Source organism: Macellibacteroides fermentans (genome assembly GCF_013409575.1).
In the GTDB taxonomy this organism is placed as follows: domain Bacteria; phylum Bacteroidota; class Bacteroidia; order Bacteroidales; family Tannerellaceae; genus Macellibacteroides; species Macellibacteroides fermentans.
The window spans coordinates 1-19526 of sequence record NZ_JACCCY010000004.1 but is presented as its reverse complement, the minus strand read 5'-3'; the positions used below and the strand labels follow the sequence as shown (position 1 = coordinate 19526).

Below are 19526 nucleotides of genomic sequence, written 5' to 3'. Positions count from 1 at the left end.
ATCAATCAGCTAAATGTTAGTACGCCCCTTCAATACAGCCTCGGCAATCAGCAGATCAAAGGGTGTTGTAATTTTAATATTCTCACGGTTGCCAGCTACCAACGTAACCGGATGTCCGCTAGATTCAACAACGGAAGCATCATCGGTGAAGCACTCATCAAATGGGACATCGTAAGCCGACAAGACTGTTGCTGAATCAAATACCTGCGGAGTCTGCACAGAGCAATAACGAGTCCGGTCCACCGGCATACTCCCCGTTGCATTATATTCGCGCAGAGAATCTATCATCGGCAACACCGGAATAGCCGCTTTATCGGATGCCGCAGCCCTGAAGCAGGCATCAATAACGTCGGTCGTCACCAAAGGACGCACCCCGTCGTGAATAGCGACCAACCCGGATGAATTTACCAATTTCAATCCATTTCTCACCGAGTGGAAACGGGTTTCACCCCCGGTAGCTATTTGATGCGGAACAGAAAAATTATATTCTCTGCATAAGTCCTGCCAATATTGTTGATGCGATTCGGGAAGCACAACAATAAGGCGCACCGATGCATCGTAACGGACAAAGGCATCCAACGTATGCATTAGTACGGGCTTCCCTGCTATCGGAATAAATTGCTTAGGAAGCTGTTCTCCCATCCGCAACCCCCTACCTCCGGCCACAATCAGCACATATTTGGGTAATTCGTTCATAAAAAGATATGTTTTAGAAGTGATACCGGCAATTATTCCAACTCTTCCAGTACTTTTTTAACCTCAAGATCGGCCTTATAGAGTTTGTCTTTACAGAGTTTAATCAACCGGCTTGCCTCTTTAACCTTCTCCGAAAGAAGATCAACCTCCAGATCACCCTTCTCTATTGCTTCAACAATCAACCGAAGCTTTTCGATTGCCTCGTTATATGATTCTTCTTTTATATCCATAACCTAATCCAGTTTTATCATTCAATAATTCTACTCTTCTTATCCCCATCAATAAAGTGAATGGAGAGCTCGTCTCCTTCATGCAGATCGACGGATCTTTTCACCAGGCGCCCATTCTTATAAATTAAACTATATCCCTTTCGCAGGATATTTTCGGGCGATGCCAGGGAAACATATTGCTCGGAAAGTTCTAAGGCATGTTTCCTTTTCAAAAGGAAATCATCCACCGATTTCCGGAACATAGAATCAATTTTCTCAAACACGGAATTTTTACGTTCCATATTCTGCTTAGCAGTAGCAGGCAAAGTAACGACCAACCGCTGCAATGCGAACCGATTCTGCTCCAACAGATTATTTGCCAAAGATGGCAACTTCATACCCAATAGTTGTAACGAAGAATGATTGGATGTCAATCGGCTCGTCACCATTGAAGGAAGCATGGTTGCAAGTAAATCGAGGCTGTTCTTACGCTCAGTTAAGATTTCGATTGCTTTGGAACTGCATTTCTCCTGTAAAGTATTTAGCCGATCAGCTGCATCATCCATCCGGTTTATAAGAAATTCGGCTACAGCTGTAGGTGTTTTCATGCGAGTGTTGGCAACCATATCAACAACGGTATCATCCCGTTCGTGACCAATACCGGTAATGATCGGCAACGGAAACTGTGCACAATTGGCTGCCAGCAGGTAAGAGTCGAAACTATGCAGATCTGAGGTAGCCCCACCTCCTCTTATTATAACAACCACATCGAAGCAATCCAGATGCCGGTACACTTTATCCAATGCTCCAATTACAGACTCTTCCGTTTTTTCGCCTTGCATAATCGCCGGAAAAAGATGTGTATAAAAAATATAACCGGATTTATTCTGAACAAGCTGCTTCATAAAGTCTTCGTATCCAGCTGCAGAAGGAGATGTGATAACCGCTATTCGTTGCGGGAGCAGTGGACAATCCAGCTCCTTGTTTAAGGAAAAGACTCCCTCTTCCTGAAGTTGCTTAATTATCTCCATGCGTCTGCGCACCATGTCGCCCAACGTATAGGTAGGATCAATGTCGACCACCGTGAGACTATATCCATACAATTCATGGAATTCTACGGTAACCTTTACCAGCACTTTAATACCGGAAGCAAAAGATTGCCCCGTCTCCATCTCGAAATAAGGCTTTATCATCCGGAAGGTTTTAGCCCAGATAGACCCTCTGGCTTTTGCCAGCAATTGTCCGTTTACCGGATGTTTTTCAACAAATTCGAGGTAACAATGACCGGAGGCGGCATGCTGTCTTACATCGCTCATCTCCGCACGCACCCAATACGTATCGGGGAAACTCTGTTGTATTACCCCTTTGATACGGTTATTTAGTTCCAGCAGCGTAAACTCCTGCCTTGATTCGCCCAAATTCTCATCGTTCCGATACATGTTTACACTGTGATTTATAGGCTTTATACAAATCGGGCAAACCATATCCCAATTCTGCATCCGGATGACTACTGATATGTCCGGCCCGTTGAAGGGTATCAATCATCTCCTTAGGTGTAAGTTCCGGTACTGCCTGCCACAGGCACACTGACAATCCGGCCAGAATAGGCGTGGCAAAAGAGGTTCCGTTTGCATAGGTGATATTGCCCGAGGCATCCACAACGCTGCATCCGCTTCCTAAGGCTACAACATCTGGTTTTACACGGTAATCGGCTGTAAATCCGATCGAGCTGAAAGTACTTTTCTTTTTATCATCCGTAACTGCTCCAACCGTCACTATCTCGTCGGCATCGCCCGGGAAAGTAATCTTACCCCAGGAGCTGGCACCTTCATTTCCGGCACTGCTGAACAATAAAATGCCTTTATCTGCCGCCATTGAAGCAGCTTTACTTATTAAAGCCGTTTTACCGTCCAGAGAACACTGACTGTAAACGGAATCTTCGGTATCAAACATGAAGTATCCCAAAGATGAGGTAATAACGTCTACGCCAACACTATCGGCAAATTCTACCGCAGCTACCCAATAATCCTCCTCTACAGGAAATTCAGAACGGTTATCTTCACTTTTAATAAGCCAGTAAGAAGCATCAGGTGCTGTACCTACCATCACACCCGGGCTGTTGGCCGCCATACAAGAAAGCACTTTTGTTCCGTGGTCATCACTTTCATACACACTCTGACCGGGCGAAACAATATTCTTTGTACCCAGCAACCTCAGGGAATCAAAAACAGAAATACGGTTTACATTTTGAAATCCCGCATCAATAACAGCTATATGCATCCCCTGTCCCCTAAATCCTGCCTGATGCAGTTTTACTCCATTCAACATGCTTATCTGGGAATCAGCCTGACCATAATAATTAGCCACGGGCAGATCTGAGGGGTAGAATTTCGAGGTATCAGGTTCCAAATTCTTAGGATAATCTGCTTCGCCTTTCCAAACCCATTTTACAGAATCAACGAAAGAGAGTGCTTTCAATTTGTCCACCACCAAACTATCAGGAGAATTCATAACCACCGTAGACATCCATTTGCTTTGAGCCACAGGTTCGGCTCCGGTAGAAGAAAGACTGTCTATGTATGATTCTGAAATTGGAATATCCGAACTTGTTACAGCCACTTTACGCTGAGCACGTCTTTCCAGGGCCTCTTTGGAGAGAAATTCTTCCGGACGGTCAATACTATAACCTGTATTACCTTTATCCTTCAGATACACACGAAAGCGATACGAGTGGCTTCCACTAACGGTAGCAGAGATCAACAATCCAAATGCTCCTAAAAAAAATATTTTTTGTATGGTTTTAAGCATGATTCTATTTTTAGTAAGCAAAGGTAGTAATCCTTCTTTAAATAAAAAAGAAAACAGGCTGACGGACAATAAAAAAGCCCTGCATCCAAAGACACAGGGCTTTTTTATTTGTAAACCATCTTACAGTACGTTACAAATAGGAATTTCACGTTTAACACTTTGTCTCAGAGAAATAAGAGTTTCCGTAGCCGTAACACCTTCGATTTCCTGAATCTGTGAATTCAACAATTCCATCAGGTGTTCGTTATCTCTAGCATACAATTTGATAAGCATTGTATACGGACCAGTAGTAAAATGACATTCCACCACTTCGGGTATTTTTTCAAATTCGGGCACCACATCCTTGTACATTGAACCTTTTTCCAGTTTCACTCCGATATAAGTGCATGTATTATATCCTAATATCTTCGGATTGATGTGATAACCTGATCCAACAATTACATTCATATCAATCATGCGTTGTACGCGTTGGTGAATGGCTGCACGAGAAACGCCACATTCTTCTGCAACATCCTTGAAAGGAATCCTGGCATTCTTTGAAATAATGTTCAGAATTTGCCGGTCCAGTTTGTCGATCTTCTCCATATTTGCTTTAAATTAATATACACATTTCAATTAAAGTATCAAAAGTATATATATTTTTTGATTCACATAGCAATCTGAAAGAAAAAAGTGCAAAATAAATAATAATGGCGGGTAATTAATGCTAAAAAGCATATATTACCCGCCATTAAGATATAAATAATGAAATTATTTTACAATTTCCAGCAATTCCACTTCAAATACAAGTGTTGAATTAGGTTTAATATCCTGTCCTGCACCTCTTTCGCCATAAGCAAGGTCTCCCGGAATCCAGAAAATATATTTTGATCCTACAGGCATCAGCTGCAAACCTTCTGTCCAGCCTTTGATTACCTGACCAACACCAAACTGAGCAGGTTCACCTCTCTCGATTGAGCTGTCAAATACAGTTCCATCCAGCAACGTTCCTTTGTAGTGTACTTTTACATTGTCTGTAGCAGTTGGTTTTGCACCTGTACCTTCGGTGATAACCTTATATTGCAAACCGCTTTCGGTAGTAATTACACCTTCTTTGGTTTTATTTTCTGCCAGGAATTTATCGCCTTCTTCCTTTGTTTTGGTAGCTTGTTTTGTTGAAGCTTCCATAAAGTAAGTTTGCAGGTAAGCTTGAGCAGCTTCCGGAGTCATGCTTGTTTCCTTACCTTTAAGAGCAGCAGTAAAACCAGCGATCAATGCATCAACATTAGCGCTATCTGGTAATGTTTTCAAATTTTCTTTGTAACCGGCACCTGTGCTTACACCAATTGCATAACTGGCGCTATCGATAGCACTCTTTAAATTTGCACTCTTTTTAGAGTCACAAGAAGTAGCGGAAACGCCAACAGCCACAGCCATTGCTGCAACTAAAACACTTGCTTTTTTCATTTTAATCCTTTTAGTATTTATTACTTTACAATATCCAATAATTCAACATCAAAAACCAATGTGCTGTTCGGCTCAATCACTTCGCCGGCACCATGAGCTCCGTATGCAAGAGCCGAAGGGATAAACAATCTCCATTTAGCACCCACCTCCATCAGCTGAAGGGCTTCCACCCAACCAGGAATCACCTGTGAAACGCCAAATTCTGCAGGCACACCTCTTTCAACAGAACTATCAAAAACAGTTCCATTAATCAACGTACCATGGTAATGACATTTTACTGTATCTGCAGCTGTCGGTTTGGCTCCCGAACCGCTTTTAAGGATTTCATACTGCAAGCCGCTGGGCAATTCCACAACACCTGCCTTATGTTTGTTTATTTTCAGGAATTCCTCGCCAGCCTTCAGGTTAACTTCCAGCTTTTCATTTTGCAACTTCATAAAGAAGTCATTGATAACTTGTTTAGCCTCATCATAGCTGATTTCCGGCTTCGCATCTCCAAGCACATCCTTTAATCCCTTTACAAAATCTTCAATCTGAAGATTATTGATACCTGAGTTCTGGAAATTATTTCCAATACTTAAACCCAAAGCGTAACTAACTTTATCCATTCTTTGTCTAATTCAACTTATTAAGAGCCACAAAAGTAACACATTTAATGGTAATTATATTAAATCCGCTAAACTTTTTAAAGAGCTATCAAAAAAAGTGACCTATTCTTTTTTCAGCAAGATTATGGATTTATTAAACATACCTTGCATGCATTCCTCAAGAATTCAATTCCAAATGCACGCAGATACACAAACGGAATAAGTATCAGTACAAGTTTTTATGTCATTTTGACAAAAAAACAGCTCCCAATGATCTATTATAAACAAGTTTTTGTAACTTCGTGGATGAATATTTTGTAAAAAAAGAAATCCGAATGAAGAAACTTGTAGTTCTTACCGGTGCGGGGATGAGTGCGGAAAGCGGACTTTCCACCTTTAGGGGATCGGATGGGTTATGGGAAAAGCATCGCATTGAGGATGTGGCATCTCCGGAAGGATTTGCAGCCAATCCGGAGCTGGTGTTCAATTTTTATAACCACCGGCGGAGGGAACTGCTTGCTGCGAAGCCTAATGAAGGACATATCGGTCTGGCGAGACTGGAAAAGGAGTTCGATGTGCGTATTATCACCCAAAACATTGATAATCTGCACGAACAGGCAGGAAGCAGTCATGTACTTCATCTGCACGGCGAATTGATGAAAGTCCGCTCCGTTAATCACCCTGAGCGGATTTACGAATTATCCGAAAGCAATTGCGATATTCATTTAGGAGACAAAGATCCGTATGGAGATCAGCTGCGCCCCCACATTGTGTGGTTTGGAGAGGCTGTTCCGATGATTGAACCGGCTATTGAGCTGACAGAACAGTCGGACATCTTTGTAATTATCGGGACCTCTCTCAATGTTTATCCGGCTGCCGGTCTGCTGAATTATGTACGCAGAAGACAGCCTGTATTCTTAATTGACCCGATGGATGTTTACACGTCCCGTCGTGACCTGCATATAATCAGGGCCGGAGCATCCGAAGGTGTTGGTATTCTTACAAAACTACTAAAAGATATATAAAATGAAAGTCTATGCTACTTACATAAAATCACCCATCGGGTGGATCGAGTTACGAGCCACCGAGACTCATTTGATCATGGCACGCTGGGTTGCCGAACCATCCGCCGAAAGAGAAGAGTCGGTAAATCCGATTCTGCAAGAGACCATCTGGCAACTTGAAGAGTATTTTGAAGGGAAACGGACCTCTTTTGATCTGCCTTTACTACAGGAGGGGACTCCCTTTCAGCAGCGTGTTTGGGAAGAGTTGCAACTAATCCCTTACGGCAAACAGATCTCGTATCAGGAACTTGCAAAAAGAGCCGGTAATACCAAGGCCTACCGGGCTGCAGGGTCTGCCAATGGCAAGAACCAGATCTTTATTATTGTTCCTTGTCACCGGGTGGTACTTGCAGATGGCAATGTAGGAGGCTATGCTTATGGTCCTGAAATGAAAAGATTTCTTCTCGATCTTGAAGAAAAAAACAATCACATTTAATTTGTGTTGCCTCCAAACGGCAATTACCTTGACATACCCAGCCAAATTAACGCTGGCATTTTGTATGATTTGGAGTGAATCATTCCAATAAAAGGGATATACATGCCCGGAATCGGACAAATCCATATGTTTTGCAACACAATAGTTATTATTTTCCCTTTTAATTAGGAATAACCAAAATATAGCTTTAGATTTGCAATATAAACAACAATAGAGCATAAAACCTCACATGTTGTTTCATTACCAAAATCTTACATCTACAACAAAGAGGGTATCCTTACGGGTACCCTCTTTTCATTTTATACAACCGTATAATCCTTTCTCCCTAAAACTTTTATCTTTTATCCCGATCTGTTAAGTCAACTATCCCTTAGCATACGAGCAACTATTTGTTTCATAACGAACAACTATTCGTTTGTCATATGTTGAATGCAAGTTATACAGCTGTCTACTTTGCATTCAACAATTGTCAAACGCAAAGCAGACAGCTGACAAACGAATAAGTCCTCGTATTGAAAAATATAAAAGGCTTAAGGGAAAGATATACTTCTCCGTAGCAATCGGTTTATATGGTCCTTTATCCGGATACTTATACTAAGAAAGAGTCGACTGCGGCACGCCAATCCTCTTTATTCTCTGGACAGTATGTAACAATCCCCATACTGGAAGCCATTTCCACATTACGAATGCCATCATCGATAAACAACGTCTCCGACGGAATCATTCCGCTATCTTTAAGCATGAATTCGAATATTTCTTTGTTGGGTTTTGTAATTCCCACCTCGTAGGAGGCATAAATCTTATCAAAATAGGCAGTAATGGGTCGACCAGCCTCCGTAAAAGACGAGGTTCGGGCCCATTCTAAAATAAAAGGATTCGTATTACTTAGCAGGTACAACTTATATTTGCTTCTCAAATCCAGTATATAATCTAATTTATATTGGGGAATGTCCGTAATAAAACCTCTCCAGGCATTCAGGGCCTCCTCATCGGATATTTCCTTACCCGCATACTCACTTAACTTTTTACAAAACGTTTCCCGGTCGGCCAATCCCTCCTCCAGTTCCAGGAAAACCCCTTTCTGTTGATAGGCATTTACCAATTCCGGTGCGTTTTTCACCCCTATTTCAACAAACCGGCTTACCGCCCGATCTGTATCCAGGTCCATTATAACTCCTCCTAAATCAAAAACAATATTCTTTATCATTTCAATTTCTATTTATTACATTGTTATTTCTACTTCAAGTTTCTTGTCTGGTATAACTGGTCCGGTCAGCGTTCTGCATCTGGATAAAGTCGGCCGCGTATTTTCTGGATACCGGAATCTCATCCTCAACATGCATAAGTTTTACCATATAACCGTTGGAGTTGCCGTTTATCTGATTTATCATCCTACGATTCAAAACAAAGGACCGGTGACAACGATACAGATCCGGATGCTCCAGTACAGCCAGATTTTTCAACGTATTACGCACCACTCTTGTTGTCACTTTCGCTTCGTCCGATAAGTAATGGATTTTAAGCAAATTCCCCATGGATTCGATATACAGTATACGATCTGCCGTAAGTACCACATCCGGATCTTTCTTATTTACAGATGAGATACAGATAAAATCCATGCTTTCTCTTGCTTGAGATCCGGTCACGGCATCCACCGTATTGTTGTCTCTCTGCATCACTTTTATGCCGGCATTCCTACTTAATGCAAATATTATAGCAAACAAGATTCCGACAGGAAAGGTTACGATAAAAGCATTGGATAATTGGAGAGCCCCCCAAATATCCTGGTGGAAAAAGAAGAATCCCACAACAGCATTATAGATTCCGTTTCCTATAGCAATCGTAGAAAGGAAAAAGATATTCCAAAGAATCTCGCACCAGACAGTCCAAAGGATCTTCACTCTTTTCATGAACTGGTTAATCAACCAATAATCAAAAAGCAGACATGCAATGGTTATAAGTCCAAAGCCCAGCGTATAAAAAAACGTATTCCCGGGAAATCGATTAAGGCCCAGAGGTTCAAAGGTGAATAAGAACAAAAAAACAGCGAGTCCTACTATGACAGCCGACTTCCAGCCACCATACACAAAAGGGTATGGTTTATCTACAACTTCCTTTAATCTGCCCAGACGAGTCGAAATTTGAGTATTCATTTATAACACAGATAACGTTATACGTTACAAAAATACAATATAAAAGCAGATTAATAAAGTTTACCTGCATTAGATTGATCTTCAACCTATAGAGCCTAAATCTGCATTCACTTTTTTAATGCGGGCAGGCGGAGTGAAGTTGGATTTTGAGTTCATGTTATTTGAACCGAAGTTTTATTTTAATAATTTTGCTCATTAAAAAGTAAAAAGCTGCCTGTTTACGAAATGCATCCTGACGTATTCTTTTTACAATACGAATGTAACTCATAATTGATAATAAATTAAAACAATGAAAAGAATTAGTGTATTCTGCGGTTCCAGTTTTGGAACAGAAAAAATATATGAACAAGAAGCCTACAACCTAGGTAAAACATTGGCAGAACAAAATATTGAACTCGTTTATGGTGGTGCAAATGTTGGTTTAATGGGGGCTGTTGCAAACGGGGTGTTAGACAATAACGGTAAAGCTATCGGAGTGTTGCCCACCTTTCTGCAAAAAGTTGAAATTGGTCACGACAATTTAACCGAACTGATTTTAGTTGAAACAATGCATCAACGGAAAACAAAAATGGATGAGCTTTCGGACGGAATCATTACACTTCCGGGAGGTTTTGGAACACTCGAAGAATTTTTTGAAATGCTTACATGGGCTCAGCTCGGATTGCATAAAAACCGGTTGCAATTCTTAACACCAATGGATTTTACGACGAACTGTTATCGCTTATACAGAAAATGGTAGACAATGGTTTTTTAAAACAAGCTAATCAGGAAATGCTAATCTTAAGTGACGACATTGATGATTTAATCGATAAAATGAAAAACTACAAAGCTCCTGCTTTTGGGAAGTGGATTAATAAAAGCGAAATCTAACTTTAATGGGAAATAAAGCATTGCCGACAGCAGGACTGGTGGTTGTGAAAGGAGACAAACTCCTTTTAGCCTATAGTAAAAACAAAAAAGCCTGGTATCTGCCTGGTGGGAAAATTGACGATGGAGAAAGCTCTTTAGAAACTCTACAAAGAGAAATCTTTGAAGAACTGAATATTGTGCTGAATGCTGAGCGATTGAAATATTATTGTCATATTACCGCTCCGGCTTATGGAGAAGAACCCCCTATTATAATGGAGCAGGATTGCTTTATTTATCAATTGAACGAAAAAATTGAACCTAAGAATGAAATAGGCGAAGTCAGATTTTTCGATATCAAGATGTATCAATCAGAGCCTGCACAGGTACCTGGCGTTTTACTCGTATTTGACAAGCTTATCAAAGACAAAGTTTTACATTAACATCCTACCTCTTTATTCAAGGATATGAGTTGATTCAGCATAAAAATAATGGGTCGAACGTTCAATCGTACTATAAATTAGACGAACAGATCAAAAGCTAGTTGTTTATCCCAACTATTTGATTTAGAAGCAAACATAGTTTTTCTTTGCTCCCAAATCAAATAGGATTGCGATAATGAAAACACATTGCCGATTGCTCTTTTTTCTTTCTGTCTTCTTACTTCAGACAGCTATTTCGTATGCGCAGACGTACACCGTTGCCGGAATCGTTGTAGACGATAAAGGTGCGCCGATGATGAGCGTGAATATTTACATCCGGGAAACGCTGGAGGGAACAAGCAGCAGAGAGGACGGTTCGTTTGATTTCAAAACCACAGCCAAGGGCGAAATCACCCTGTGCGCCCAGATGTTAGGATACACCCCTGCGTATATGAAGGGTGAAGCATCCGGGATGGGCCGGGTACATCTGGTGTTGCATCCTCAAAACGTTGCATTACAGGAGGTATTTGTTACTGCAGGGAATTATCGGTTACAGGGAAGTTCCAAATGGAAAGAGATGTCGCCGGTAAGCATCGCGACAACCGCCGGAGCTGTGGGCGATATTTACAACGGCATTGCCTTATTGCCGGGAGTGCAGGCCGCAGGCGAAAGCGGTAAGTTGATGGTGCGTGGCGGCGACAGTCGTGAGGCGCAGACCTTTATTGACGAGATGCACGTACTATCGCCCTACACCTATACGCCCGAAAACTCGGCCGCACGGGGCAGGTACTCTCCATTCTTATTTGAAGGGATTAACTTCTCGTCGGGAGGCTTCTCTTCCGATTATTCCCAAAGTTTGTCCAGCGTACTCCCTCTAACTACAAAAGACGAAAGTCCGGTTACCAAAATCGGCGTCAGCCTGTTATCCGTAGGTATGGGTGGAGGGGGCACCAAAGCATGGGCAAACTCTTCGCTCTCCTTCAACGGCGATTACCAGAACATCGGACCATACAACAAGTTGTTTCCGGACAGCTATGACTGGATCAACCCCTACCAACGAATCTCAGGCGAGAGCCAGTTCCGAAAAACATTGGCAAATAAAGGGATCTGGAAAACATATCTGGCGTACGACCGCACCTCGTTTGCCCAGCATACCAGCGAAGCCTTTAATCCGATCAATCGCCGAATGGATTTTGAGGAGGATAATCTGTACCTGAACAGTACTTTTAGAAAGACATTGGGAAAAGGTTACAAATTCTTTTCGGGCGTTGCCATTTCGTCCAACAAGAAACGAATGGATGGAGCCAGGCTTGCCTCCGATGCATTAAAGGAGACGGAAAGCGAAATTCATCTGAAAATAAAAGCAGAAAAACGTTACAGCAATCTATATAAGCTGACCGCCGGTGCCGAAAGCATGCTTCGGCGAGATTCGTTGTCTTACATGTATCCTCCGGCAATCCTGACAGGGGGCGAGATTAGCCATAGCATCAACTCGCTGTTTCTAATAAACGACTTCAACCTGTCGACCAGCTTGCAAGGAAATGTTTCGGCACGGGTGGAACAGACATCCCTGAACGACCACTGGCAGATTCTCCCCCGCGCGTCGCTTACGTATAAGATGAAGGACTTCTATCTGTCGGCCATCGCCGGATTGTATCAGCAGCTTCCCGAAAACAGTTTCCTGCTCCGGAATCAACACCTGTCGGCCGAACGTTGCTGGCAGTATATTCTCGGGGCCTATCACGAAGCGAATGGAAAAACCTTCCGCCTCGAGGTCTATAATAAGAAATATCATAACCTGGCAACCAACCTGAATAGCATCTACACATCCGACGGCTACGGTTATGCCAGGGGAATTGATCTTTTCCTGAATGACCGCGAGGTGGTTAAGAACCTGGAGTATATGCTGGCTTATTCCTATAATGATTCCAAACGAAAATACGGGGACTATCCCGCAGAGGCTATGCCTCAATATGCCACCAGGCACAATCTGTCGCTGGCACTCAAATACTGGGTTCAGCCCATCCGGTCCACTATCGGCATAACCGACCGCTACGCCAGCGGCCGACCGTACCATAATCCCAACGAAGAGGGATTCATGCAGCATACAACCTCACCCTATAATAGTCTGGATTTGAGTATCAGTTTTCTGTTAAACAAAAAGGTGATTATTCATGCTTCTGCCTCCAACATCCTGGGAAGAAACAATGTATACAATTATACGTATTCCAGCTCGCGGGGAGAAGACGGAGCCTTCGCAAGCAGCCCGGTGAACGCTTCGCGCAACAGTTTCTTTATGATCGGTATTTTTATCACCCTCAGCGGTAATACAGCATACGATGTTTCAAACTTTTAATACACCACAAAAATGAAAAAAATGAAATTGTTTTTACTGATTCTGTCTCTGTCCGGCTTCGGATTTATCAACGCTCAGAATGCGCAACCGGAGTTTTCGGATATCATGACCCGGGCATACACGTCGCTGCAAGATGCCGAAAGTCCCCAGGACCTTGTTAACGCACGAAATACCATGGAGCGGATTTCCATGAAATTCACGGATCAATGGCTGCCTGTATATTACACAAGCTATGTGGATATCATTCTTTCCTTTGTAAACGAAAACAAAGAGACAAAGCTGACTTATATCACGGAAGCAAAAGAGCTGGCAAAAAAGCTGAACAACTATCCGGATGCTGATAAGTCGGAAGTCTCGACGCTTGCCGGGTTTGCGCTTAATGCTCAGGTCGCTGCCGATCCGGAGAACAACGGTCCGGCTCTTTTCGGCGAACTTATCGGAGCATACAAAGCCGCCATCGCCATCGATCCGTCCAATCCGAGACCCGTTTACCTGCTGGCCCGCTTCAACCGGGATATGGCAAAGTTTATGGGACAAACTTCGCCCGAATTCTGCAAAGAGCTGCTAAAAGCGAAGGAGTTGTACGAATCCCGAAAGGATAAACCCTTCTACCCATCCTGGGGAAAAGAGGAGGTAACCCGGTTATTGCTTGAATGCGACAAACAATAACCCGGGAAACCGCTTTATTTCTTCAACAATCCATCCAGGTCCACACTATCCGCATCATTGGGAGCCGGTTTAATTTTCAACAGCCGGCAGATGAGCGGATAGAGACTTATATTGGGAAGCGACGGGTGTGTTACATTCTTTTTAAAGGAAGGCCCGGATGCATAAAAGATAGCCTGCATGGTAGGATCAAAATTGTCATATCCATGTGCCCCTCCTAACCAAGGGTTACCCTTGTCACGGAACTGGACCATACATCCCACATCCGGTAATACAATCAAATCTCCGATGCGGGCATTCGAGCCATACTGATAACGGGCCGGAACCTCTTCTTTCTTCCACACAGTGATGTTCGGAACCTTTTTCAAAATTTCGTAAGCTGTATCCGTGTATCCGGGTTTTGGATAAAGAACGGTAGGCACTCCGTCGAAAACAAATTTGAAACTATCCCTGGGAAGATAATCTCCCAGATTTACATATTTATCGGGAACAAAGGTTGCCATCCCGTGATCGGACGTCACGATAAAATCAATTTTAGGTGCGATATCCAGTTTATTAACCTTGGAGAAGAAACGGGCCAGAACGGCATCAAGCTCTTCCACTTTGTCAATTACCGCAGATGAATCGGGGGTGGCATCATGACCGATGGCATCGGGCTCTTCGATATACCACATCACCAAATGAGGCCGTTGCTCTTGGGGCAACGAAAGCCAGGCAACCACAGAGTCGGCTCTATCATTATAAGGCACCGAACTATCAAACACTTTCCAGATCGAATTGTGCTTTCCTCCTACAGGAGCTTCAGATCCAACCCAAAAATAGGTAGCTGCCTTCACGCCCTGACGCTCGGCAGTGTTCCATACCGGCTCACCGCCATAGAAAGCCGGATTGGATACAGCCTCCCGATCCTTGATGCGGTACATTTTCTGCATGGTACTGTCGTAAAACGAATTGTTGACCAACCCATGGTTATTGGGATGCAAACCCGTAGCCATACTATAATGGTTTGGAAAGGTCACACTGGGGAAACAGGGAACAAAGGAGGCCCTGACTCCAACCTTGGCCAACGAATCGAGCGTAGGCGTATGTCCCCTTCCGGGATAATCGTCCCGAAAGCCGTCCATAGATAAAACCACAACGTATCTTTCCTGGCGTGTCGTCTTACAGGCAGAAAAACTCCATGTAAGGAATAGGGCCAGAAATAAAACAAACATATTCTTATTCATCGGCTCATAATTTTAAATATAAAAGCAGGTAAAAGAAAAAGGCGCCACATGGAGCAGCAGCCTTTTTCAAGATATAACAGTTTAACACCCTATTTGGTCTGAGTGAATTAGAAAATATACCTTACACCCAGCTGAGCTCTCCAGCGTGAATTATAATCGCTCTGGTTGTACAAAGCATTGCTGGCTGGTTTGGTAAACGAGAAGGTAGGTGTACCATCCGAAGCGATGCTTTCAACCTTTATCGGCGTATAGGAATAACCCGGCGAATTTACGGTACCCCAGGCTCTGTTAAACAAATTACCGATATTCAACACATCCAGGTTTACTTGCAAAGTATGCTTTCTACCTCCTACCATCAGATAGAAGTCCTGCATGATGCGTAAATCGAAATGATGTTCGAATGGCGTAATCAGTCCGTTTCTTTCGGCATACTTACCCTGTAAATCTTTCAAGCCACTTTCTTCGCTGTTGATATAGGCCTTCAGGTCGGTCCGTTGCTTATCGGCAGGCAGATTTGTCAGAGGTTTGATTAGCATGGCATCTATTTCCGAGTTGGTAGGAACGTAAATCAGATCATTTCCCTTTACACCATCCTTGTTTAAATCGCCATTATAGCACAACGAATAGCGGCTGCCGCTGTTTCCGCTGTAAAACAAAGCGATGGAAGTGGCCAGGTTCTTTCCGTAGGCCACCTTGTAAGATGCCGAAGCGATAATACGGTGAGGCTGATCGAAATCGGTATAAGAAACCTCCGGGTTATTGGATCCGCGCCAGTTTTCATTGTATGACCAGTTGGAGTAGGCCTGACTGGATGTACCGTCGTTCACCCCTTTCGATACACCGTAGGTATAGGCAGCCATCAGGTCTAATCCGAAGTCGAACGATTTCTCCAACTTTCCTGTTACGTTGTAAGAATAACCTTCGTTGGTATTGCTTAACAGGATAACAGATGTATAATCGGCAGAAATAGAAGGTCCGTATAAGGGACGTTTATCCTTAAAATTATTCAACATTTTGCCCGACTCTTCGATATTGATATTCTGATAATAGATGTCGTTCATCTTCTTGGTATAGATACCTTCCAGGGTTCCACGGATATCAAACGGAAGCATTTTTTCGACAGCCAGGTTTACACGGAATGACTGCGGATATTTAAAATCTTTCGACACCACGTCTACCTCAGTACTGGTCATCGCCTTGCCCAACGGCTGGTTATAGGGATCCGGACTAAATTTGAAATTAATATTTTTCAGATCGGCAGTCTGCAAACGTGTACGTATATACTCTACGCCGGTATTTCCGAAAGAGTTTGAAATCCATACGAACGGGATTCTTCCCGTAAAGATACCTGCCCCGCCTCGAAGCAGAAATGAATTATCTCTGTTGATATCCCATCTGAAACCTACACGGGGAGAAAATAACGGTGTAGATGACGGCATTTTGTTTGTAGCCAGATCACGCGATTTTGCAATCTCGGAGGCATTAAACTTTTCATTTATACTGGGCTTATCCAAATAGAGCGGTATATCAACCCGTAAACCATAGGTAAAGTTAAAGTTATCGGTCAGATTCCATTTATCCTGCACATATAACCCCAGCTGCATGGCTCCGAAGGAGGGAGCCCAATTCTTACTTCCGGTAATTGTTTCATTTGAAAATGAATAATTATATTCCTCCGGCTTTGCCTCTTTGGCGGAACCGATAGACAGGAAGTCGGCTAAAGAACTATACACATAGGAACCAAAGTTCTCGCGGATGAAAAGATTTTCCAACATGAACAGTTCGTTGTGTGTTCCGAAGGTAAGCTGATGCGAACCAAAGCTCAGGTTAAAGTTATCGGTTAAAGTAACAATATCCTGATCCAGGCGGTTGGCTGTTGAGTAACGCTCCGTACCCATTTCAATATACCGTAAATTATCAAGTTTCACCTTAACATATGGGAAAGGAGTAGAACCGAAATCGCGGTTATCACGAACACGTGTATATCCTACGCGCAACTCGTTATTCATCGTGTTGTTAAGCTTCGTATTCAATTCGGCAGCAAATGTGTGTGTCTTGCTGTTCATATAATAACCATTGTCATTAAAGCGTAATCCGTTGGCCGAAAGCGAGTAGTTAAGCTGTTTTCCGCTTACATAACTATGGCGGAGCGTAAACTTATTGTTATCGTTTATGTTCCAGTCGATACGCTCGAGTATCTTATACGATTTAGTGGTAACATCCATCGGACCATATCCGCCTCCGTTGTAACCGCCCGAGATTGACATCAGGTGGTTCATCACCTGATCGGCCTCCTCTTTGGTAACATTCGATCCTTCACCTACATTGTAGGAGGTAGGATAACTTTTGTCGGTTATTTCGCCGTTCACAAAGAAGAATAGTTTATTCTTGATAAGTGCTCCACCAAGACTTACACCAAACTGCATATCTGTCTGCTTGTCCAGCTTCTTCCTGTTTTCCACATTCTTTCCGGCAGTGGTACCCACAAAATCCTGGTTATTACCATAGAAATAAGCACTTCCCTTGAAATCGTTACTTCCCGATTTGGTGATCGCATTGATTCCTCCGCCGGTAAAACCACTCTGGCGAACGTCGTACGGGGCAATAACCACCTGAATCTGTTCAATAGCATCCAGAGATATGGGCTGAATACCAGCCTGTCCGCCGTTGGTTCCGGTACCTGCCAGACCAAACACGTCGTTGTTCACCACTCCGTCTACCTGAAAACTATTGTAACGATTGTTTGTTCCGGAAAAAGAGGTACCTCCATTGGATGAGGCTGCCTGAGGGACCAATCTTGTAAAGTCGCTTACGCTTCTTGAAATTGAAGGCATCAGCTGCAATTGCTGCGAAGAGATGTTGGCCGAAGCTCCTGTTCGTTGCGTATTAAAACCAGGCGCAGCTACTACTACCAATTCATTAAGTGCAATTGAAGATTCATTCATAACCGGATTATAGATGAAAGTCTCGCCCAAAGGGAGGTTGATTCCTACTAAATCCGACTTTTCATACCCGATGTAACGAGTTTCAATCCGATAGGGGCCTCCGGGCTTCATACCCATAATTGCATAATAGCCATCTACGTTTGAAACACCGCTGTAATAAGTTCCCGAAGGAAGGTGAATGGCAACTACCGTTGCACCTGGTAGTGCCTGCTTTTGTACATCCACAATTTTACCTGAGATTGCAGATGTTGTAACCTGTGCATACGATAGGGTTGTAAAGAACAACATCATTAATAGAACAAAACAATACTTTTTCATAAATGGTTTGAGGATAAATGTGTTAAATTGCCATATTATACATTGCAAATATAGCAGTTAATGTTTAACATATCATTACATTCATATTACATTTTTTGACATAAAAAAGTCGGAATTCAAAGATTTAACATTTCTGCAACATCTTTGAAATCCGACTTAAATATCAAACAATCAGTATAGTTTATTCAAGCATGCGAATCACGCTCTGATTTGCCTCCTTAACGGCCTTTTCGTTAATTTTTATTACTTTACGATCGTAGGTCATCAACCCGTTCACTTCGCCCTCTACATCGGTAGTCTGGGTATAAACTGCAGCAGAAAATCCTCGTTTAACCATGTCTTTCAACTCATTGGCAAACTTCACGTATTCGGCTGTCACCTCATCGCTGTTCTTGAACTGAACATATCCCCAGTTTTTGCCTTGTTGCCACAGGTGACCTTCCAATGGAAGTCCGATTCCGCCGTACTCGCCCAATACATTTACTCTTACAGCATCAAACAAGAACATATTCGGTCCCGGATAATTGTGTAAATCCAATACATCACCGCAAGCACGATGGTTTCCTCCACTGGCCGGATTAACCAAGCGGGATGGATCATACTTCTTAGTCCACGCAATCACCTCTTCAGTTTTAAACTGACCCCAGGCTTCATTAAAAGGCACCCACATTACAACCGAAGGATGCGAGATGCACAGATCCATAATCTCTTTCCATTCCTGATAGTAGTTAGCGATGGATTCGTTGCTTCTGTTTTTATCGGTTCCGCCATTATATACATGAGGTTCCCAACGGTTTCCGTGATCGCCGCTAGGCATATCCTGCCAAACCAGGATACCTTCCTTATCACAATGATAATACCAACGTGCAGGCTCCACCTTTACGTGCTTACGAATCATATTGAAACCCCAGTCCTTAGTCTTTTTGATATCATACAACAATGCTTCGTCTGTTGGAGCTGTATACAGACCATCGGGCCACCAACCCTGGTCAAGCGGACCATATTGGAAATAATCTTTGTTGTTCAATTGCATACGCATAATGCCGTTTGCATCTCTTTTTGTTGAAATCTTACGCATCGCGGTATATGATGAAACTTCGTCAATCTTCTTACCATTGCTGAAACAAAGAACCTTCATATCGTAAAGAACCGGATTTTCGGGACTCCATAACTTCGGACTCTTCACTGCCAGGCGCAATGCCTTACCGGCAACGCCCTTAGCTGTTGCAATCTGTTTTCCTCCGTCCAGGATAGCCACTTCAATATAATCGGCTGCACAACACTTAGCAGCAGAAACAGTTACATCTACCAACTCCTTGTCAACATCCGGAATAGCCTTGATTGCAGT

At 42.9% G+C, this 19526-nt stretch carries 17 protein-coding genes and 1 pseudogene; 6 read left to right on the top strand and 12 right to left on the bottom strand.

From position 1 onward, the window contains the following. Nucleotides 1-9: 9 nt before the first annotated feature. The 7 genes from F5613_RS12830 to F5613_RS12800 form a co-directional block, all read right to left on the bottom strand. Nucleotides 10-696, bottom strand: a complete 687-nt coding sequence (locus tag F5613_RS12830) for a 2-C-methyl-D-erythritol 4-phosphate cytidylyltransferase (protein ID WP_179400058.1) — start codon at nucleotides 694-696, stop codon at nucleotides 10-12. A 32-nt stretch (nucleotides 697-728) separates the two neighbouring features. Beyond that, nucleotides 729-926 carry an exodeoxyribonuclease VII small subunit gene (gene xseB / locus F5613_RS12825; RefSeq protein ID WP_068186397.1) on the bottom strand — a complete coding sequence of 66 codons (198 nt, stop codon included), beginning with the start codon at nucleotides 924-926 and terminating at the stop codon, nucleotides 729-731. A 17-nt stretch (nucleotides 927-943) separates the two neighbouring features. Further along, complete coding sequence (gene xseA / locus F5613_RS12820; RefSeq protein WP_179400057.1) at nucleotides 944-2344, bottom strand: exodeoxyribonuclease VII large subunit; 1401 nt, start codon at nucleotides 2342-2344, stop codon at nucleotides 944-946. Then, nucleotides 2328-3713, bottom strand: coding sequence for a S8 family peptidase (locus tag F5613_RS12815; RefSeq protein WP_079682095.1), 1386 nt, complete (start codon nucleotides 3711-3713; stop codon nucleotides 2328-2330). The genes xseA and F5613_RS12815 overlap by 17 nt, the downstream gene beginning before the upstream one ends. Nucleotides 3714-3833: 120 nt before the next feature. Next, nucleotides 3834-4298 carry an Lrp/AsnC family transcriptional regulator gene (locus tag F5613_RS12810; RefSeq protein WP_079682096.1) on the bottom strand — a complete coding sequence of 155 codons (465 nt, stop codon included), beginning with the start codon at nucleotides 4296-4298 and terminating at the stop codon, nucleotides 3834-3836. A 165-nt stretch (nucleotides 4299-4463) separates the two neighbouring features. Further along, a complete protein-coding gene (locus tag F5613_RS12805; RefSeq protein WP_179400056.1) occupies nucleotides 4464-5159 on the bottom strand; it encodes an FKBP-type peptidyl-prolyl cis-trans isomerase in 696 nt (231 codons plus the stop codon). A gap of 20 nt (nucleotides 5160-5179) precedes the next feature. Next, nucleotides 5180-5767 carry an FKBP-type peptidyl-prolyl cis-trans isomerase gene (locus F5613_RS12800; protein ID WP_079682098.1) on the bottom strand — a complete coding sequence of 196 codons (588 nt, stop codon included), beginning with the start codon at nucleotides 5765-5767 and terminating at the stop codon, nucleotides 5180-5182. A 314-nt stretch (nucleotides 5768-6081) separates the two neighbouring features. Between F5613_RS12800 and F5613_RS12795 the strand changes: the two genes are divergently transcribed. Further along, nucleotides 6082-6771, top strand: a complete 690-nt coding sequence (locus tag F5613_RS12795) for an SIR2 family NAD-dependent protein deacylase (protein ID WP_079682257.1) — start codon at nucleotides 6082-6084, stop codon at nucleotides 6769-6771. Between the two features lies 1 nt (nucleotide 6772). Next, nucleotides 6773-7246 carry a methylated-DNA--[protein]-cysteine S-methyltransferase gene (locus F5613_RS12790; protein ID WP_179400055.1) on the top strand — a complete coding sequence of 158 codons (474 nt, stop codon included), beginning with the start codon at nucleotides 6773-6775 and terminating at the stop codon, nucleotides 7244-7246. Between the two features lie 589 nt (nucleotides 7247-7835). On the opposite strand, the gene F5613_RS12785 is transcribed toward F5613_RS12790, so the two are convergent. Both F5613_RS12785 and F5613_RS12780 read right to left on the bottom strand, forming a co-directional pair. Then, complete coding sequence (locus F5613_RS12785) at nucleotides 7836-8459, bottom strand: HAD family hydrolase (RefSeq protein WP_179400274.1); 624 nt, start codon at nucleotides 8457-8459, stop codon at nucleotides 7836-7838. Between the two features lie 28 nt (nucleotides 8460-8487). Beyond that, nucleotides 8488-9399, bottom strand: a complete 912-nt coding sequence (locus F5613_RS12780; RefSeq protein ID WP_179400054.1) for a LytR/AlgR family response regulator transcription factor — start codon at nucleotides 9397-9399, stop codon at nucleotides 8488-8490. A 289-nt stretch (nucleotides 9400-9688) separates the two neighbouring features. On the opposite strand from F5613_RS12780, the pseudogene F5613_RS12775 reads away from it, so the two are divergent. From F5613_RS12775 to F5613_RS12760, 4 genes and pseudogenes are all read left to right on the top strand, one after another. After that, a pseudogene (locus tag F5613_RS12775) lies at nucleotides 9689-10269 on the top strand (LOG family protein). A 5-nt stretch (nucleotides 10270-10274) separates the two neighbouring features. Next, nucleotides 10275-10688 carry an NUDIX hydrolase gene (locus tag F5613_RS12770; protein ID WP_179400053.1) on the top strand — a complete coding sequence of 138 codons (414 nt, stop codon included), beginning with the start codon at nucleotides 10275-10277 and terminating at the stop codon, nucleotides 10686-10688. A 175-nt stretch (nucleotides 10689-10863) separates the two neighbouring features. Then, nucleotides 10864-13023: a TonB-dependent receptor gene (locus F5613_RS12765; RefSeq protein WP_179400052.1), complete on the top strand. Its 2160-nt coding sequence runs from the start codon at nucleotides 10864-10866 to the stop codon at nucleotides 13021-13023. A 12-nt stretch (nucleotides 13024-13035) separates the two neighbouring features. Then, nucleotides 13036-13692, top strand: coding sequence for a hypothetical protein (locus F5613_RS12760; protein WP_179400051.1), 657 nt, complete (start codon nucleotides 13036-13038; stop codon nucleotides 13690-13692). A gap of 14 nt (nucleotides 13693-13706) precedes the next feature. Here F5613_RS12760 and F5613_RS12755 read toward each other — a convergent pair whose 3' ends face one another. From F5613_RS12755 to F5613_RS12745, 3 genes are all read right to left on the bottom strand, one after another. Then, nucleotides 13707-14915 (bottom strand): alkaline phosphatase family protein, encoded by a 1209-nt coding sequence (locus F5613_RS12755; protein WP_179400050.1) that lies wholly within the window; start codon nucleotides 14913-14915, stop codon nucleotides 13707-13709. Between the two features lie 107 nt (nucleotides 14916-15022). Next, the gene (locus F5613_RS12750; protein WP_179400049.1) at nucleotides 15023-18178 is read right to left on the bottom strand and encodes a TonB-dependent receptor; all 3156 of its coding nucleotides are present in this window, start codon (nucleotides 18176-18178) and stop codon (nucleotides 15023-15025) included. Nucleotides 18179-18359: 181 nt separating this feature from the next. Further along, nucleotides 18360-19526: glycoside hydrolase family 2 protein (locus F5613_RS12745; protein ID WP_317171250.1), on the bottom strand; the 1167-nt coding region annotated here is incomplete at its 5' end.

Coding starts and splice junctions, on each gene's coding strand:
- F5613_RS12830 (WP_179400058.1), bottom strand. CDS start 696: ATGAACGAATTACCCAAATATGTGCTGATTGTGGCCGGAGGTAGGGGG.
- xseB (WP_068186397.1), bottom strand. CDS start 926: ATGGATATAAAAGAAGAATCATATAACGAGGCAATCGAAAAGCTTCGG.
- xseA (WP_179400057.1), bottom strand. CDS start 2,344: ATGTATCGGAACGATGAGAATTTGGGCGAATCAAGGCAGGAGTTTACG.
- F5613_RS12815 (WP_079682095.1), bottom strand. CDS start 3,713: ATGCTTAAAACCATACAAAAAATATTTTTTTTAGGAGCATTTGGATTG.
- F5613_RS12810 (WP_079682096.1), bottom strand. CDS start 4,298: ATGGAGAAGATCGACAAACTGGACCGGCAAATTCTGAACATTATTTCA.
- F5613_RS12805 (WP_179400056.1), bottom strand. CDS start 5,159: ATGAAAAAAGCAAGTGTTTTAGTTGCAGCAATGGCTGTGGCTGTTGGC.
- F5613_RS12800 (WP_079682098.1), bottom strand. CDS start 5,767: ATGGATAAAGTTAGTTACGCTTTGGGTTTAAGTATTGGAAATAATTTC.
- F5613_RS12795 (WP_079682257.1), top strand. CDS start 6,082: ATGAAGAAACTTGTAGTTCTTACCGGTGCGGGGATGAGTGCGGAAAGC.
- F5613_RS12790 (WP_179400055.1), top strand. CDS start 6,773: ATGAAAGTCTATGCTACTTACATAAAATCACCCATCGGGTGGATCGAG.
- F5613_RS12780 (WP_179400054.1), bottom strand. CDS start 9,399: ATGAATACTCAAATTTCGACTCGTCTGGGCAGATTAAAGGAAGTTGTA.
- F5613_RS12770 (WP_179400053.1), top strand. CDS start 10,275: ATGGGAAATAAAGCATTGCCGACAGCAGGACTGGTGGTTGTGAAAGGA.
- F5613_RS12765 (WP_179400052.1), top strand. CDS start 10,864: ATGAAAACACATTGCCGATTGCTCTTTTTTCTTTCTGTCTTCTTACTT.
- F5613_RS12760 (WP_179400051.1), top strand. CDS start 13,036: ATGAAAAAAATGAAATTGTTTTTACTGATTCTGTCTCTGTCCGGCTTC.
- F5613_RS12755 (WP_179400050.1), bottom strand. CDS start 14,915: ATGAATAAGAATATGTTTGTTTTATTTCTGGCCCTATTCCTTACATGG.
- F5613_RS12750 (WP_179400049.1), bottom strand. CDS start 18,178: ATGAAAAAGTATTGTTTTGTTCTATTAATGATGTTGTTCTTTACAACC.